Source organism: Flagellimonas sp. B-3, from assembly GCF_056857835.1.
Genome location: NZ_JBSXNW010000015.1, coordinates 1 through 17685 on the forward strand (window position 1 = coordinate 1; position 17685 = coordinate 17685).

Sequence of the window (17685 nt, forward strand, 5' to 3'; positions counted from 1 at the left end):
ACCTTCGGTAAAACCATATTCGGTACCATTGTCGCCCAATACACGGACCGTGGCACCGCCCTCCATATCCACCGAATCAATGGGGCGACTGCCCAAGGGAATGTATGGATTGTAAACGGTATCGGTCTCGAGGTCCAAACGCAGGCTGCTTCGGCTCAGATACACCTTTTGGGTAATCATTTCATTTGTTAGGACAGCCTCTACCACCAAAGCAGCGGTTTGTTCATCTTCGGCAAGCGTATCAAGTTCGAGTTCGTCCAAGCATGCCCCAAGAGATGCCAGAAATATGATTCCCAAAATAATTCGATATGAACCTTTTTGAAATTTCATCAAAACTTGAAATTATAGGTTATGGAGGGTATGGGCATTCCAAAAATGGAGCTTTGCAATGCTTTTACTTCACCATCATCCGTCACAAAAAAAACGGAGTACGGGTTGTTCCTGCCCAGCACATTGTACACCTGAATGGTTATAAAACTATGGGCCAATTTGTTCTTTTTATGGTTTCCTTCAATATTGATGCCCAAGTCCAAGCGATAAAAATCGGGTATCCGATATTTGTTACGATCGCTAAAAGTGACATAATCGGCATTATTGAACCTAAAGGTTCCCGTAGGGTACGTAATAGGTCTTCCCGTTTGATACACAAAATTCATGGATACACTATACCTTCTTGTAAACTTGTAATTGGCAATAACACTTAAGTCGTGCGGTTTGTCAAAATTGGATGGGAAAAATTCCCCATTGTTGATGCGTTCCTCACTGGTATCCCCATCAAATTTATATTTAGATCGTGAATAGGTATAGCTCAGCCAACCGTTAAGATCTCCTCTACTTTTCTTTAAAAGGAATTCCACTCCATAGGCTTTCCCTTCTCCTTGAAGCACTTCGGTCTCCACATTTTCATTGAGCAATAAGTCGGCCCCGGTTTTAAAATCGAGCACATCGTCCATACGTTTGTAATAGCCTTCCAAGCTCAACTCAAACATATTTTCGTTGAAATTTTTAAAGAATCCGAAGGTTGCCTGATATCCTTTTTGAGGTTTGATGTTCAAATCCGAAAGTTTCCAAGTATCAATCGGGGACACTGTTGTATTATTGGAAAGCGTATGTATAAATTGATACGAATTATTGAAACTGGCCTTTACCGAGAAGTCCGGGGCAAACAAATATCTAGCAGCAACCCTAGCCTCCGGTCCACCATACGTTTTAATAAATTCACCGCTATCATAACTTATAGTGTCCTGCACAGTAGATTCACTTCGCGGTGCACCCTCTTGGTAGGTATTTTGTGTGGCTTCGCCCATGGCCGCATAAAAAGCGTATCGGGCTCCCACATTGAGCAGTAGTTTATCGGATACTTTAAACTCGTCCCCAACAAACAAAGCTCCTTCCAATGCCTTTTCCCGATCTATGTCAATAGGTTCTACATTGGAATCATTGCCTTTAGGTTCAATGCTTCCGGGTTCCACCGAGTAATATTTACCCGATATGCCATAATCGAGTGTATGGGCATCGTTCAAACGGGTGTTCAACCGATACCTGAGCTCTGATTCGTTGATGGTATAGTCCAGTTCAAAATCACTGTTCCCATCGTCATCGTAATCAATTCCAAAATTATAATTGCTGTTACTTGCCGTGAGCACTCCGGTGCTTTTCTCGCTCAGTTTATGTGCCCAACGTACGGAGCCCAAACGGTTACTGTAATTGTAAAGCGAATCGGAAGTGATGCTAAAATTGTCTTTGCTGTAATAGGCGGTACCACGGATTTCACTGTTTTCATTGAATTTATGATGATATTTTACGATTCCATCAAAAAATGATGCCTCGCTGTTGCTCAGGTCCTCATCATCCAAAGCTTTCAATATCCAATCGGCATAGGCACCCCTACCTCCTATAACCAAGGAAGAAACCTCCTTTTTCAATGGAATTTCCAAAGCCAGGTTTCCGGTAACCGGACCTATGGAGCCCTCTCCTGATATTTTTTGGGTATCCCCGTTTTTGGTCTCAATATCGAGCACCGAAGAAAGCCGACCACCAAATTCCACGGGCGGTGCCCCTTTGTAGATGTTGACTTTTTCCGTTGTGAACGGGTTCAATGCTTGGAAAATCCCAAAGAAATGAGTTGGGTTATAAATTACCGCGTCGTCCAACAGTACCAAGTTTTGGTCGGTTTTCCCCCCTCTTACATTCAGTCCCGAAGCTCCTTCGCCGGCCGAGGAAATTCCAGGTAATGCTTTGGCTACCTCCAAAATGTTTCGCTCTCCCAATACCAGAGGTATGTCCTTGGATTCTTCAGAGCTTATCTCTTCGCTACCGGAAACTGCTTCTTCAACATTGCTTACGGCATCTGCTTCGACCACAACTTCCTGCAACTGTTCCAGACTCTCCTGTAATTGAAGGTTCAGGGTACCGTCGTTGTACATGATAACTTTACGTTCCGAATCCCTTATTCCCATGGCACTAGTAGAAATAAGGTTATAACCAGCCGGTAACACCAACTCGTACTCCCCTTGCTCGTTTGTGACGGTTACACCACTTCTACCTCCCACTCTAATGGCCAAATCAGGTATAGGAGCACCTGTTTCGGCGTTGATTGCCCGCCCAGACAATCGGTAGGTTGGCCTTAAATGCTGTTCATTGGCTCTTCCTATTCGAACAACTGGAAGTTTTTCAGTGGTCTGGGATACTTCATCATTATAAAATGTGGGAGGAGGAACATTTCTTTTATCTTGCACAACCGCTGTACTTCCCAAAGTGTCCTTTGTTTGATAAAAACTAGGGGGAAGTTCATCGTAGATAACCGTGTTCTGTAACAAAAACACCCTTTTTTCTTCCTCAAGAAGATAAAAATTCAATTGAGTCTCGGATAGGACGACTTCCAAAATATTGGAAATAGTAGCCTCTTGAAAGTTTTGTTCCACCTTTAAATCTTCAATCCAGTCATCTAGGTAGAAAAATGAATAACCGGATTTGTCTTCCAATTCCTTAAAAAATTCAGAAGAAGTTTTAGATTCACCCGAAATTGTTATGGGCACATTTTGTGAGAAAGCAAATTGCACCACTAAAAGTATGGTCAATAAACTTCCTTTCTTTATCAAAGAAGAACGAGGTTTAGTAAAATAAGTCAATGGTTTGTTGAATTAGCTTGCTACAATTTAACAAAAAATTAATAAGACAATGATATTATCTCACTAAAAGCCCATTAACTCTTAAAAAAATAGAGGTCTTCTAAATTCAGCAGCTTGAAATTAACAGTTCATCAAAATTTTTGGGCCCAATTTAAACAGCAAATAAAACAATCTCAATTGATGAGTGGAAAATGTATCACCTACGTTTGAACGCTGCCTCTTTTTCGACTTATTCCTGCAATGAGTCCAGCACACGTTGCGCGTTTTCCAATTCCCGTTGCATTTTCTCGTTCTCCAAAATATATTGTTCTTGCAACTGATTGATTTTTCGTTCAAACTCGTCGGCAGGGACATATTCCGGCTCCAAGAAAGTTTCTTTAAAAATACTGATCAATGTAAACAAAAAGCTGATCGTCACCGCTACTATAAGTCCTACGAGCATCACTTTTTCCCGTTTCAAATCAGGAGTGTTCTTCTTCAATAGTTTTCTTTCCTCCTTGGTCAATTTTGGCGTACCCGATAACTGCCCAAGAAACGTATCCCATTTCTCTTCTTCCTTAACATAGAGGTTCATGAATCCACCTTCATCCAAAAAATCTTCGGTATTGGGCGTAGAGGCCAACATAAAAATGTCCATTCCATTGCCACTCATTATATCCAGCAAATTAGGGTCGTAAGTTTGAATTTCCTGCACCAATTTTTGAGCATATTCCAGACTATAATTGGGTCTTAAAAATTCATCATAAAGGGTTTGGACTTGGAAGTAATCGTTTCGCTCCAAAGCATATTCCAAAAAACGGTCTTTTAATTCAGCCTTAAAAAATTCACTCATTTTTCAGAATGGGTGGTTAGTGGGTTGGTTTTTGGTTGTTTAGGCTAAATGTAAAGAATTGGGACGGTAAGATATTCTAATTTAAGGTAAACAATACATGGACTTTAGTTTTGAAATATTGTTATATCGGTTTGAGATGGAGAACTTTTGCTGGAATTGGCAAGTTAAACAATTTCGGCACTTAGGCCCGCCTGCAACAGCTTACTGCATTTAGGCTTTAGGGCGGCATACTCTCCCGTTTTTACGGTGCACTTCCCTTTGTAATGCACAATCAAAGAGCACTGTTCGGCTTGTTCGGGCGTATGCTCACAAACATTGATCAGTGTTTGAATAACATGATCAAAGGTATTGACATCGTCATTAAAAAGAACTATCTCGTGCTCATTTATGGTCTCTTCGTCCAGAAGGACATCTTCCAACTCTTTTTCTTTAGTTCCCATAATCTCTTGGAGTTTACGTATTTCTAATTTACATATTTTGCTGCAACCCAGTTATTCTTCTCAATATTTTTTTCAAATTGCAAACCGTAGGTGCCACATTTTGAAGAAATTGCATCTAAATCCTCCAAATAGAAGCCACTTAAAAATAAGAAACCTCCCTTTTTTAAGCAAGTTGTGTATATAGGAATATCTTCCAATAAAATATTCCGGTTGATGTTGGCCAGAATAACATCATATTTTTTGCCGTCCAGCAAACTACTGTCGCCCTGAAAAACTTTTATATCGGCACAGTCATTCCGCTCTACATTTTCCTGGGTATTCAAAAAACACCACTCATCAATATCAATGGCCTCCACATCGCCAGCTCCTTTCTTCTTGGCTAAAATAGCAAGGACACCTGTTCCGCATCCCATATCCAAGACCGATTTTCCTGAAAAATCCGTATCCAAAATATGTTGCAACATCATGTGTGTAGTTTCGTGGTGACCGGTGCCGAAACTCATTTTCGGTTCTATGACGATATCATAATCAACCTCAACGGCCTCGTGGAAAGGTGCACGAACCATACATTTTTCCCCTACTTTAATGGGATGGAAGTTTTTTTCCCATTCTGCGTTCCAATTCTGCTGTTCAATCTCTTTACTGGTCCAGCTTATCTCAAAATTTGGATTTTGGAATACGAACAAGTCTTCCAATACACCACCACGCCATTTGGATTTTAGGATGTAGGCCAAAAGTCCTGTTTCGTTTTCCACAAAACTTTCGAAACCCAATTCCCCCAACTCCGCAATCAAAATATCGGTTGCGGGTTGGAGCGGGTTTATTTTAAAATCGTACTCGAGGTAGACCAAGGACATGGTTTAAATTGCCTTGATGATATCCGTGAAGTCGGTAGCCACCAAAGAAGCGCCTCCAATCAAACCACCGTCCACGTCCGGCTTTGAAAATATCTCGGCCGCGTTGGCAGGCTTTACACTTCCTCCGTACAAAATGGAAACATCCTCGGCAATGGATGAATTGAATCCATCTGCAATTGTTTTTCTAATGAATGCGTGCATTTCCTGTGCTTGCTCTGGACTGGCAGTTTCCCCCGTACCAATGGCCCAAACAGGCTCGTAAGCCAAAACAATCTTGCTCCAAGCGCTGGCATCAAGATCAAACAAGGCATTCTTTAACTGGCTTTCCACTACGGCAAAGTGGTTGTCGGACTTTCTGTCCTCCAATTCTTCACCAAAGCAGAAAATAACCTTTAGCCCTTTTTCAATGGCTGTTTTTACCTTTTTGGCCAATAATTCATCGTCTTCACCAAAGTAAGCGCGCCTTTCGGAGTGACCTAGGATAACAACATCAACATCCAAGCTAAGCAACATATCAGCTGAAATCTCACCTGTATAGGCTCCACTCTCAGCAAAGTGCATATTCTGGGCAGCAACTTGTATTTTAGAATCCTGTAGTGCTTGTTTTGCCGCCTGTAGGTTAACAAAAGTTGGTGCTACTATCACATCGGCATCGGTATCGGGTAGTTTAGCGGAAAGCTCGGCCAACAATTCCTCCGTTTCCTGAAGGTTCTTGTTCATCTTCCAGTTTCCCGCTACAATCTTTGTTCTCATGTTATTTGTTGTTATGTTATACTGTTTTTGTGTTTGGTGTTTGGTGTTTGGTGTTTGGTGTTTGGTGTTTGGTGTTTGGTGTTTGGTGTTTGGTGTTTGGTGTTTGGTGTAAAATATTATTCTTTTTTCCTATTGTTGAATTTTTGTCCTTTTATTTTAGTGTTTCGAAGGTAATACATAAACGCCCCAATTTTGTTGTCACAATGCTCTATCATCTCCAAAGCTTTCATGTAATCTTCATCAGAGATCAGCTTCTTATCGAAAGAACGATAAAATTGAGATTTCAACTCGGTACACGAACCCTTTGAAAAACTTAGAAAATTATGAAACTCCTTATTGCCCCCTCTTCCAAAGCCTTCCGCAATATTGTCCATAATTGAACCTGAACTTCTCTCCATTTGATTCCGCAATGTATAGTTGTTCCCCAACTCAGTTGTTTGAAAAAGATGTTCAACAAGTTGACAAAGTTTCCTAGAAATTTTCCAAACCTCTAAATCTTCAAACCTATCTATCCTACCCATGTAACATCAAAACATTTTAACTGAAAAACAACAAACATCAAAACTCAAGTTCGTCAAAATCGTTGTAATGGACCTTTTGCTGAATAGTCCCTTTACTGAGCACTAAAATAGCTGGATTGGAACGTACAATAGTCTTCAAAGTTGTTTCATCTGTAAAATAGAACTCAAAATCCAGTCCGTAAGTATCGATTATCTTATTTGCCATATCGCTACTCGAAGCTGACATGCCTATGACTTTGTAGCCGTTTTTAATCGCTTTATCAGTCGTTTTCTTTACCTCTGGATAAATTTCTTGTTGTGTCTCCTGAATTTCTTCAGCAGTAGCTCCTTTTGTTAATCCGCCTGTTTTATTTAAATCGTAGGCAATCACCATTACCAATCTATCCTCTTCCAGCAGTTCAGGAGCATAGTCCTGCCCTTCTTGTTCAATGGTAAAGTCATGAATGGGAGGTTCATACCCTGCTTGTATCTGAGTAGTTTCCACATCAATAAATTCTCCATCTACCGTAGGATAATCTCCTTCGGTCACATAAATTTGTTCTTCACCGTCCACCTTAAATCGCCAGGCATACTCGTAAATGGGTTTTGGCGCATCTTCGGGAACGGACATTCCTTCCTGGATATTTGCCCCAATTTTATAAGGTCTAAAATCTACCGAAGGTAAATGGGCCAAAACATGGTTGGCAAACAACATACATGCCAGCAACGCCACTCCGCCAACAATCCAATTGGTCTTAGGGCTGAACAATGGCGTAATATATTTTCTGCCGAAAAACAGTATCAAAATAAATACCAAAAGAATCACATCTTTGGTAAAGGATTCCCAAGGGGTTAGTTTGACGGCATCTCCAAAACATCCGCAATCGGTCACTTTATTGAAATAGGCAGAATAAAAAGTCAAGAAAGTGAAGAAAACAATCATGAGCAGAAGGCTCCAAACGGTGAATTTAGGTTTGAATCCAATCAATAGTAAAATGCCCAGAATAACCTCAACAATAACCACAAAAATAGATATGGACAATGCCAATGGGGTTAAAAATGGTAAATCCAACACTCCTGGACTAAAATATTCCTCCAATTTAAAGGAGAAGCCCATGGGGTCGTTCAATTTTATCAGTCCGCTTATAATGAACAACACCCCTACTATAATTCTTGATATCCAAACTAAATATTTCATATACTATCAAAATAATTTTTTCAAGAAACAAAAAACAAATCCAAAGCACCAAATTCCAAATTCCACATTTCAAATGCCAAATGCTAAACTTTCTAACGCTTAACCTTATTTAGAATTGAAGATAAAATCCTTCTCAATTCCAACGATTCTTTTATTAAATCTTTGACCAAATCATCATCGGGATTCATCTCTTTTAGCAATCGCAACCAATATCCAGATTCTTTCGCTTCTTTTCTGGCAATTCTCAATCTAAATTGAAAATCCTTTTCGCCTAATTTTTCATTCGCCTCAATGTAGTTCGCACCCACTGAACCAGATGATCGTATTAATTGCTTTCCATCTTCCAAATTACCAATGGAAGCTTTCAATGATTTTACATATTTCCTACAATCCTTTGCAAAGTCAAATGTCCTTTCTTCCAAGTCATATTTTTTATCGGAGGGCATGTAATATTTGTTATTTGGATTTTGGTGCTTGGATTTTGGAATTTTCGCTCAAGTGTATGAGCGCAAAAACTGCATAATTGACCATATCCTGATAGTTGGCATCCACACCTTCACTCACCAAGGTAGCCCCTTGATTGTCCTCAATCTGTTTTACGCGCAACAACTTTTGCAAAATCAAATCCGTAAGTGAGCTTACCCGCATATCCCTCCAAGCTTCGCCATAATCGTGATTTTTGTCTTCCATCAATTTTTTGGTGATAACGACTTCCTCATCATAAAGTGCAATGGCTTCGTCGGCGGTTAGGTCCGGTTGTTCCACTACCCCTTTTTTAATCTGGATAAGCGCCATAATGGAATAATTGATAATTCCGATAAACTCGGAACGCTCATCTTCATCCACTTTTCTCACCTCGTTCTGTTGTAGGCTTCGAATGCGCTGGGCCTTTATAAAAATCTGATCTGTTAATGATGGTAACCGTAGGATTCGCCAAGCCGTGCCATAATCCTTGGCTTTTTTCAAAAACAATTCCCGGCAGGTTTGTATCACCTCATCGTATTGTTGGGAAGTATGCTGCATGTATTGTTGCTAATTTGCGTAAATTTCGTCCAACTTGCTTGTGCCCAAAAGCACTTTGCCAAAGATAATGAAACCCAACAAAGCAGATATTTTTTATGACCATAAACTGCAAAGGTGAACTTGTAGACCTAAAAAGGCCCAAAGTAATGGGAATCCTCAACCTTACTCCAGATTCTTTTTTTGATGGTGGAAAGTACAAGGATGAGGATTCCATACTCACGCAAGTTGAATATATGCTCGGCCATGGTGCCGCTTTTATTGATATGGGCGCCTATAGTTCGCGACCTGGTGCCGAACATGTTCCAGAGGATGAGGAATTGCGCAGAATGGTTCCCGTTATCGACCTTATCCTGAAAAGGTTTCCCGATACTTTGATTTCTGTGGATACATTCAGAAGTAAGGTGGCTGCAGAAAGTATTGAGCATGGTGCGGCCATTATTAACGACATTGCTGCTGGAAATTTGGATGATGAAATGTTTGGAACCATCGCAAAGTACCAAGTTCCGTATATAATGATGCACATGAAAGGTACCCCACAATCCATGCAAAAAGAAGCTACCTACGATAACTTGATCAACGACCTCAGGCTTTATTTTTCAGAAAAAGCCCAGAAGGCCACTTCAAAAAAAATCAACGACATCATCATTGACCCAGGCTTTGGCTTTGCCAAGACAACGGAACAAAATTATACGCTTTTAAACCATTTGGACATGTTCCAAACCTTTGGTTTGCCTATTTTGATAGGGTTGAGCAGAAAATCAATGATTTATAAAGTTTTGGAATCATCCCCACAAGAGGCTTTGAACGGCACCACGGCCCTGCACACCATCGCCCTTTTAAGGGGTGCAAACATTATTCGGGCCCACGATGTAAAAGAAGCTACGGAATGTGTTAAACTTGTGGAAGCCTTAAAAGAGAACGCACTCTGATTTGAGGTTCTCCTATTTTTGCTAATTTTACAAAAACACTGCGGTTGGATTTTTTAAATTTTCTCGAGTTCAAGATTACGGATATTATCGACATAGTCCTCGTGGCCGCACTCCTGTATTACATTTATAAACTGGTCAAGGGCACGGTCGCCATCAATATTTTTATTGGGATAGTGATTGTTTGGGCGCTGTGGAAACTAACCGAATTGCTGCAAATGAGAATGATCAGTAGCATGGTCGGCGGCTTTATGAACATTGGCTTGATTGCCTTGATCATTGTGTTTCAGCAAGAGATTCGAAAGTTTTTGCTGATGATCGGCTCCACCAACTTCGCCTCCAAACGCAATATTTTTAAACATTTTAAATTCCTAAAGCAAGAGGCCATTGCCACCAATACCGATGTGGATGCCATAATTGGTGCCTGCGAACGCATGGGCAGCTCCAAAACGGGGGCACTGATCGTAATTGAACGCAACAATTCCATGGATTTTGTAAAATCCACCGGAGATGCCATGAACATAAAGGTGACCCAACCTATATTGGAAAGCATTTTCTTTAAAAACAGCCCGTTGCACGATGGAGCCATTGTAATCCAAGATAACTTTATTACCGCCACAAGAGTGATTCTACCGGTTTCCAACGACCGAAACATCCCCCTCCGTTTCGGATTGCGACATAGGGCAGCCGTAGGCATTACCGAAAAAACCGATGCACTGTGCTTGGTAGTGAGCGAGGAAACAGGTTCCATATCCTACATTAAAAATGGGGAGTTTGTTCCATTTAAAGGAAGAGAGGAACTGATACATCGTATTAAAAAGGATTTGGAGCAATAAATCCAGATTAAGCCACCTCCTCGGCCAAAAATTGTGCATTGTACAAATCATTGTAGTAGTCTCCATTTTTTAGGAGCTCTTGGTGCATCCTTTCCTTGCAATACCCAGTAACGCAAATCCTTCGCCTCCTGTTGTAACAGGGTCTATATCGGAAAGATAAAAAAACTCATATTTTGTAGCACCTTTTTTCTTCCCTTCTTCAAAATTGTTATCTGTCAACTGAAAAGGGGCTTTTATCAATTCATATAGGCTGTTCATCAATTCAAAGAAAATTGAACGATTTGTTTGTGTTAATATTGAGTTAACCCATAAAATCTTACCTGACATGAACAATCCATATTACAGATTTGCATACACAATTCTTTCATTATCCCTTTTTATGGTACAAAGTTGTCAAAAAGAGGATTATATGGGTGAAATCGAAACACATGACCGGATTGCCCAAATCGAGGAAAATTTTAACACCGGCAAGTTGCTAAAGAACCCTTACGAAATCCATACTTTTAGAAGGGCCTATCAGAAAGTGCTGGACAGTTTGGAGTATGGGAGTTATGATACAGGGAAAGGATACAACAACCTTAAAAAAAAGAAAAAGGATACTAGTGATATACAGCCCAATTATCTGTATATTAAGTTCAGTCCCGAATCGGACGCACAGGAAAACAGATTAAGGAAACATCGCAAAATAATTTGCCTTGATTACCCTTTTGAATATGAGAACGGAGAGCTTTATCATAAAGAGAACCCGCTAGGGGAAGGAGAAAGATTGTTCTATTACACAAGCATCCCCATAGATGCCAAATATCCTAAAAACATACCCCATACCATACTCCAAGAAATGTATCTTCCTGAAAAAGATGAAACCTTAAATGACACCAAAACATCTGGCAAAAAGACCTTACGCGGTCTTGTTGATGATGAAGTGGATTTTATGAACCATGCTATAGAGCAAGCGTATGTCGATACCGATAATGAAGATTTGTTGCCAGAACCTCCTTTGGACAAAAATGGTTGTGAAACCTGCTTTTTGGGAATAAATTTAAGGGCTAAATGGCGACCCAGCGGCAATGTGAAAATTTTTGACGACAATATGGGGACATCCACGTATACGGTGAAAGAGTGCCAAACCTCCTATATCTACGATTATTCATCGTGCGACAATAACTTGAAAAGTAGTGTGGAGACAGGAAAGTTAATAATACCGGAACAAAACCTTTGTCCCCAAAAAATTGAAACAAAAACTTGTAAGAATGTCACCAAAACCCGGAATGGCAGTTATGTGCCCATTAATGGTGCCAATATATTGATACGGGATACATGGACCTTGGATCGCGCTATAGCCGATGCTCAAGGAAATTTTAAACATAAAGAGGTTAGGGCAAAAGTGAGATATGTGATCAAATGGGATCGCTTTGAGTTTAGTATTCGGGACCATTCAGGTTTAACACAGGCAGAAGACAAAGGCCCAAAATTGTACAAACAACCTTGGAACCTTAAGATAAACGGAGGGAGAATGAAGTACAGGGGGCAAATATTCCAAGCGGCCATGCATTTTTACTATCATAACATAGGTGGGTTGACCAGACCGCCGACAAACGGGTTTTGGAAAACCCAAATCAAAATCGCAGCCGTAGAGACCAGTCAAGGCCCATCATCTACGAAAATGCAGGTGGGTCATGGTACCTTTGGCATAGTGCCCCATATAAAAATTAAACAATATGGTGAGCCTTCCGAGGAAATTTATGGCACTACAATACACGAATTGGCGCATGCTGCCCATTGGCGTATTGATCCCATTTCTTGGGATGATTTGGTTGAACAAGGATACATTTATAATGGAGGAAGCAACAATCCTGGCCCAGCAGGAGCAAGTGCCCGCCGTCTCATGGAAAGTTGGGCAACGGGAGTGGAAATTTATCTTACCAATATGCGGTATAGAAGACTGGGACCGAATAGTTATAAATATAAAACTACAAATCTTCAAGAGAGACCGATTGATAATGGTGGGAGTATAGTAAAATTTTACACAACAACGTTTTATGATATGTATGATTCTTTTAATCAAAGGGATGAATATGGCATTAAAGTTCCAATGGACAGGGTTTCAGGATTGACTTGGCCGAATATGGAAAAATCCTTGATTGGCTCGACCAGATGGGAGGAATGTAGGGAAAAAAATGTTGCAATCTCTGGACAGTCCTATAAAATTCGAGAATTGTTTAATAACTGGTAAATTTCCGATGATGAATCTTAAAAAAATATTGTTATATCTAATTGTCCCATTTCTTATAATTTCTTGCTGGCCCAGGGAAATGGAGGAAACAATTAATCTAGTCATAAACAGTGATTTGGATAACCGTGTAGATATGAAGTTTTTTAGAAATGGTCTTTCAAGTGAGCGGAAGACTATTTCCAAAACGGGTCCGGGAGAAATTTTCAGGGATGGAGACACAGATATGGGAGTGCAGATTCACGGAATTTTTCAAGCAGACTCCATAGAGTTGATTTTTGACAATGAACGTATTGAAACGCATAAACTATTCTACAACGAACCTGTTGGTAATAGCTTATTTGATTTTAGTTCCTATCAAAGAAAAGGGGACACCTATACCTACACCATAGATACCAAAAATTACAACAACGCTACTCCATGCAATGGACCTTGCTATTGATTATTTGTCAAAATGAGATATCCAATTATTGGAATAATAGCTTTTATGATTGTTTTTGGATGCACTCCAGAACAATCCACAGTTTCAGAATATCAAATTGAAAATGGTCTGGATATTCCAATAAGTGCTGCGGTTTTTTAGAAATGGATTTCCTAGTACAACAATGACTTCTGTTACCCTTAAAGATTTAGGGGCAACATTTAAACAATCTGGAGAAACCTTAGGGTCAAATACGACTCCTTTTGATGTATTCGATGCTGACTCAATTTCAATAATTTTTAATGAAGAAAGAATACAAGGGCATAATTTGTTCGAGCCAAAGGGGTTTTCATTGTTGAATCAGCAAGATTACCAAAATATGGGCAATGGCAAGTTTCTGTACTTGATAGGCCAGGATAATTATGATGCATCGGTTGCTTGCGAAGATAATTGTAGTAATTAAGAGATGGCCCGTTACTCCAAGAAAGCGTTTCTTCTGTTCATTTTTGCTCTCCTATGTTCTTGCTGGCCCAGAGAAATCGAGGAAACCAGTATAATTGTAATAAACAATGGATTGGATAACCGTGTGGACATGCAATTTTTTAGAAATAGTATTCCCAGTGGGCCGGAAATAGTTTCTAAAACTGGAAAAGGGGAAATTTTTAGAGGGGAAGACACGTCCACTGTTGTAGTCATTAACCAAATTCTTCAGGCCGATTCCATTGTATTGATTTTTGACAATGAGCGTGCTGAAACACATTTTTTGCATACTGTGGTGCCTGTCGGTCACAGTTTATTTAATAATGATTCCTACAAACATGACGGTAACACAAGTACCTATACTATAGATGCCAAAAATTACAACAATGCGATTCCCTGCGATGGGCCTTGTAATTAAACTTGTAAGAACGATATTGACCTTGATTACCGTACTGCTGGCAATGTCTTGCTGGCCCAGGGAAATGGAGGAAACTGGTATTATAATTATTAACAACGGATTGGATAATCAAGTACAAATGCGCTTTTTCACCAATGGTCTGCCGAGTGGACAAAAGATGGTTTCTAAAACAGGAAAAGGAGAGATTTTTAGGGGTGAGGATACTGCTAGGGTAGTCCTGACTCACCAAATACTCCAAGCCGACTCCATTGTCATGGTTTTTGACAATAAACATCTTGAAACTCATTTCCTTTATACAGTGGAGCCAAAAGGCCACAGTTTGTTTAAAAGCGATTCATATACACATGATGGTAACACAAGTACCTACACCATAGATACCAAAAATTACAACAACGCTACTCCATGCGATGGACCTTGCTATTGATAGTTGGTAAAATGAAAAATCTAATTATTGCGGGTATGGATTCCAGTTCCAATAATCATGTTCCTCACCTGGGATTTGACATTGGAAGATTTTTCGCCCCATAAAAAGCTAAGCCACCTCCTCGGCCAAAAATTGTGCATTGTACAAATCGTTGTAGTAACCGCCTTTTTCGAGTAGTTCCTTGTGAGTTCCGGTTTCAATGATTTTACCAGCATCCATCACTATGATCTTATCCGCTTTTTTGATGGTCGCCAAACGGTGTGCAATGATGATGGAAGTCCTTCCCTCGGTGATCTTATCCGTGGCACGTTGTATCAATTGCTCGGAATAGGTATCTACGGAAGATGTGGCCTCGTCCAAAATCAAAATACTTGGGTTGCTCACATAAGCGCGCAAAAAGGCAATAAGCTGACGTTGACCACTGGAAAGCATGGTTCCGCGTTCTTTTACATTGTATTGGTAACCTCCCGGCAAACTCGAAATAAATTCGTGAACGCCAATTTGCTTGGCAGCTGCTTCAATCTGTTCCGTGGTAACGGACTCATCGCGAAGCGAAATGTTGTTTGCAATGGTATCGGCAAATAGGAAAACATCCTGAAGCACAATAGCAATATGGGAACGGAGCGATTTTAAGGTGTAGTCATCCAAACACACATCATCCACCAAAATTTTTCCGGAACTGATTTCGTAGAATCGATTGAGCAGATTGATGATGGTAGATTTACCTGCTCCCGTTGCACCAACTATGGCCACTGTTTCCCCAGCTTTCACTTTAAATGAGATTCCGTGCAGTACTTCTTCATCGGGCACATAACCAAAACGGACATCTTTAAATTCAATATCACCTTTTACATCTTCTTTCTCAACGGTTCCGTTATCATCAATATGGCTGTCGGTATCCAAAATCTTAAACACACGGTTGGCAGCTACCATCCCCATTTGCAGGGTGTTGAACTTATCCGCAATCTGACGAAGTGGTCGGAACAACAGATCCATCAAGAAAAAGAAAGCGACAATGGCCCCTTTGTTGTCCAATCCCACATTTTCTATATTCTGAATCACACCGAAATACACCACCAATCCAATACCAATGGAGTTGGAAATTTCCGCTATCGGAAAAAATATGGAGTTGTACCAAACCGTCTTCAACCATGCATTCTGATGCTTTTCGTTGATGACTCGGAACTTTTCTTTTTCAATTTCCTCTCGGTTGAAGAGTTGAACAATCTTCATTCCCGCTATGCGCTCCTGCACAAAGGAATTTAAGTTGGATACTTGGGCACGTACTTCAACAAAAGCTACCTTCATGGCTTGCTGAAAGAGACGCGTAGCAATCAAAATAACAGGCATAATGGCAAACACAATCAAGGCCAGTTTCCAGTTAATGACCACCATAATGATGGCTGCCGACAACATTTTAAGGGCATCGGCCACAATCATAAAAAATCCCTGACTGAATATTTCCCCTATTCGCTGCATATCCGCCACCGCCCTTGTGACCAAAACCCCGATGGAAGAATTGTCGAAATAGGTCATTTTAAAGCTGGTCATCTTCTCAAAAAGATTGATTCGGATATCGCGTATTACAGACTCTCCGAGTAAGTTCGCGTAATAGTTGAACAACAATTGTGTGGTTACCTGGCCCAACAAAAAGGCCAACATGTACAAGACGTTCTGAAGCAGCTGACCCGAGTCCTTATTTTCCAAAGATTGATTTATGATGGTTTTGACCAACAACGGAACCCCAATAGCGAAAGCTGCGGACAGGATGGCCACAATGGCCACCAACCAAAAAATGCCCCTGTAGGGTCTGGTCCGTGAAAAAACCCGTTTGAACAATCGAAAATCAAACGCTTTTCCTACATCATCCTTTTTGCTCATCAAAAATTTCTTTTGGATATAAAACCTTGGTCAAATATAATCCTTTTGCCGGGACAGAGACGCCTGCCTCTCCCCTATCTTTACTTGCAACAATTTGATGGATCTCTTCTGGGGACATTTTCCCCATGCCCACATCAAGCAAAGTGCCTACAACGGCACGCACCATATTCCGTAAAAAACGGTCGGCCGTAATGGTGAACACCCACTTATCATCATCAATTTTCCAGTGAGCTTCGCGAACATCGCAATTGAACGTTTTTACATCGGTATTGGATTTGGAAAAACATTCAAAGTCGGTGTATTCCAACAATATTTTAGCTGCCTTGTTCATGGCTTCTATATCCAACGAATGTTTTACAAAATGGGCATGATCGAAAAGAAATGGATCTTTTTCTTTCACCAACCAATATTCGTAGGTACGTTGCACGGCATCAAACCGGGCATGGGCTTCAATAGCAACTTGATGGATTCCTTGCACCGCGATATCATCTGGTAAAAAAGCATTCAACCGATATATTAAGTCATCTGTATCGGCGATGGGCTCAAAGTCAAAATGGCCAAACATCTGCCTTGCATGTACACCGGCATCGGTTCTACCGGCTCCCACCACTTCTAGCTTTTTACGTAAAAGTGTGGACAGTGCCTTTTCCAAAACCTCCTGCACGGTTATGGCGTTCGGTTGATTCTGCCATCCATGGTATGCCTTACCGAAATAAGAAAATTGGATAAAATATCTCAATGCGATCCCTTACTTTTAAGCCCATAAAGATAATTCAATCCTTTCCAACACAAATTCAACCTTAAGGTTTTAGCATATTTTTAGCGAAATGACGAAAATTTTATTGCTTTCCGATACTCATGGCCACATGGACAACACCATTTTAAAGTATGCCGCACAGGCCGATGAAATTTGGCATGCTGGCGATATTGGAAGCATATCCGTAACCGACCAACTAGAAGCTCTTAAACCTGTTCGAGGGGTACATGGGAACATTGATGACCATGTGATCCAAAAAGAATTTCCAGAAAACAACCGGTTTATGTGCGAGGGTGTGGATGTATGGATCACCCACATTGGGGGTTATCCCAACAGGTACGATGTTCGGGTACGGGAAGAAATTAAAAATAATCCACCTAAACTTTTTATTTGTGGCCACTCCCATATTTTAAAAGTGATGAACGATAAAAAATTGGGGGTTTTGCACATGAACCCAGGAGCTTGTGGCAAATATGGTTTTCATCAAATGCGTACCATGCTTCGTTTTGTGATCAATGAGGATAAGATTAGCGACCTTGAGGTAATTGAACTGGGCAAACGATAGCACAAAACATAAA

General features: G+C 40.5%; 20 protein-coding genes and 1 pseudogene. 8 read left to right on the forward strand and 13 right to left on the reverse strand.

Features of this window, described 5'->3' with window-relative positions:
- The 10 genes and pseudogenes from AC13CS_RS02670 to AC13CS_RS02715 form a co-directional block, all read right to left on the reverse strand.
- A pseudogene (locus tag AC13CS_RS02670) lies at positions 1-330 on the reverse strand (DUF4249 domain-containing protein); the annotation flags it as partial.
- Entirely contained in the window at positions 330-3101 is a 2772-nt protein-coding gene (locus AC13CS_RS02675; RefSeq protein ID WP_482888353.1) for a TonB-dependent receptor, read from the reverse strand. The gene AC13CS_RS02675 and the pseudogene AC13CS_RS02670, both read right to left, overlap by 1 nt.
- A 259-nt stretch (positions 3102-3360) precedes the next feature.
- On the reverse strand, positions 3361-3963 hold the full coding sequence (locus tag AC13CS_RS02680; RefSeq protein ID WP_482888354.1) for a hypothetical protein: 603 nt from the start codon (positions 3961-3963) through the stop codon (positions 3361-3363).
- A 164-nt stretch (positions 3964-4127) separates the two neighbouring features.
- Positions 4128-4403 carry an ATP-dependent Clp protease adaptor ClpS gene (locus AC13CS_RS02685; RefSeq protein ID WP_482888355.1) on the reverse strand — a complete coding sequence of 92 codons (276 nt, stop codon included), beginning with the start codon at positions 4401-4403 and terminating at the stop codon, positions 4128-4130.
- Between the two features lie 23 nt (positions 4404-4426).
- Complete coding sequence (prmA, locus tag AC13CS_RS02690; protein ID WP_482888356.1) at positions 4427-5260, reverse strand: 50S ribosomal protein L11 methyltransferase; 834 nt, start codon at positions 5258-5260, stop codon at positions 4427-4429.
- Between the two features lie 3 nt (positions 5261-5263).
- The gene (tpiA, locus tag AC13CS_RS02695) at positions 5264-6013 is read right to left on the reverse strand and encodes a triose-phosphate isomerase (protein ID WP_482888357.1); all 750 of its coding nucleotides are present in this window, start codon (positions 6011-6013) and stop codon (positions 5264-5266) included.
- Positions 6014-6129: 116 nt separating this feature from the next.
- Positions 6130-6534 carry a four helix bundle protein gene (locus AC13CS_RS02700; RefSeq protein ID WP_482888358.1) on the reverse strand — a complete coding sequence of 135 codons (405 nt, stop codon included), beginning with the start codon at positions 6532-6534 and terminating at the stop codon, positions 6130-6132.
- 37 nt (positions 6535-6571) lie between these two features.
- Positions 6572-7711 (reverse strand): BT_3928 family protein, encoded by a 1140-nt coding sequence (locus AC13CS_RS02705; protein WP_482888359.1) that lies wholly within the window; start codon positions 7709-7711, stop codon positions 6572-6574.
- A gap of 92 nt (positions 7712-7803) precedes the next feature.
- On the reverse strand, positions 7804-8133 hold the full coding sequence (locus AC13CS_RS02710) for a four helix bundle protein (protein ID WP_482888360.1): 330 nt from the start codon (positions 8131-8133) through the stop codon (positions 7804-7806).
- 34 nt (positions 8134-8167) lie between these two features.
- Positions 8168-8734, reverse strand: a complete 567-nt coding sequence (locus AC13CS_RS02715; RefSeq protein ID WP_482888361.1) for a DUF1599 domain-containing protein — start codon at positions 8732-8734, stop codon at positions 8168-8170.
- 95 nt (positions 8735-8829) lie between these two features.
- On the opposite strand from AC13CS_RS02715, the gene folP reads away from it, so the two are divergent.
- Positions 8830-9663, forward strand: a complete 834-nt coding sequence (gene folP / locus AC13CS_RS02720; protein ID WP_482888362.1) for a dihydropteroate synthase — start codon at positions 8830-8832, stop codon at positions 9661-9663.
- 44 nt (positions 9664-9707) lie between these two features.
- Entirely contained in the window at positions 9708-10496 is a 789-nt protein-coding gene (gene cdaA, locus AC13CS_RS02725; protein WP_326278043.1) for a diadenylate cyclase CdaA, read from the forward strand.
- Between the two features lie 69 nt (positions 10497-10565).
- Here cdaA and AC13CS_RS02730 read toward each other — a convergent pair whose 3' ends face one another.
- Positions 10566-10754 (reverse strand): hypothetical protein, encoded by a 189-nt coding sequence (locus AC13CS_RS02730; protein WP_293168938.1) that lies wholly within the window; start codon positions 10752-10754, stop codon positions 10566-10568.
- 151 nt (positions 10755-10905) lie between these two features.
- Between AC13CS_RS02730 and AC13CS_RS02735 the strand changes: the two genes are divergently transcribed.
- The 5 genes from AC13CS_RS02735 (at position 10906) to AC13CS_RS02755 (ending at position 14469) form a co-directional block, all read left to right on the forward strand.
- The gene (locus AC13CS_RS02735) at positions 10906-12729 is read left to right on the forward strand and encodes a hypothetical protein (RefSeq protein ID WP_482888363.1); all 1824 of its coding nucleotides are present in this window, start codon (positions 10906-10908) and stop codon (positions 12727-12729) included.
- A 133-nt stretch (positions 12730-12862) separates the two neighbouring features.
- A complete protein-coding gene (locus AC13CS_RS02740; RefSeq protein ID WP_293168941.1) occupies positions 12863-13168 on the forward strand; it encodes a hypothetical protein in 306 nt (101 codons plus the stop codon).
- A gap of 163 nt (positions 13169-13331) precedes the next feature.
- Positions 13332-13610 carry a hypothetical protein gene (locus AC13CS_RS02745; RefSeq protein WP_293168943.1) on the forward strand — a complete coding sequence of 93 codons (279 nt, stop codon included), beginning with the start codon at positions 13332-13334 and terminating at the stop codon, positions 13608-13610.
- A gap of 3 nt (positions 13611-13613) precedes the next feature.
- The gene (locus AC13CS_RS02750; protein ID WP_293168945.1) at positions 13614-14045 is read left to right on the forward strand and encodes a hypothetical protein; all 432 of its coding nucleotides are present in this window, start codon (positions 13614-13616) and stop codon (positions 14043-14045) included.
- Positions 14014-14469 carry a hypothetical protein gene (locus AC13CS_RS02755; protein ID WP_482888364.1) on the forward strand — a complete coding sequence of 152 codons (456 nt, stop codon included), beginning with the start codon at positions 14014-14016 and terminating at the stop codon, positions 14467-14469. The genes AC13CS_RS02750 and AC13CS_RS02755 overlap by 32 nt, the downstream gene beginning before the upstream one ends.
- A gap of 108 nt (positions 14470-14577) precedes the next feature.
- Here AC13CS_RS02755 and AC13CS_RS02760 read toward each other — a convergent pair whose 3' ends face one another.
- The gene (locus AC13CS_RS02760; protein ID WP_482888365.1) at positions 14578-16350 is read right to left on the reverse strand and encodes an ABC transporter ATP-binding protein; all 1773 of its coding nucleotides are present in this window, start codon (positions 16348-16350) and stop codon (positions 14578-14580) included.
- Positions 16334-17089 (reverse strand): tRNA pseudouridine(38-40) synthase TruA, encoded by a 756-nt coding sequence (truA, locus tag AC13CS_RS02765; RefSeq protein WP_482888366.1) that lies wholly within the window; start codon positions 17087-17089, stop codon positions 16334-16336. The genes AC13CS_RS02760 and truA overlap by 17 nt, the downstream gene beginning before the upstream one ends.
- A gap of 88 nt (positions 17090-17177) precedes the next feature.
- Here truA and AC13CS_RS02770 point away from each other — a divergent pair, with 88 nt between their 5' ends.
- Positions 17178-17672: a metallophosphoesterase family protein gene (locus AC13CS_RS02770; protein ID WP_482888367.1), complete on the forward strand. Its 495-nt coding sequence runs from the start codon at positions 17178-17180 to the stop codon at positions 17670-17672.
- Positions 17673-17685 lie beyond the last annotated feature (13 nt).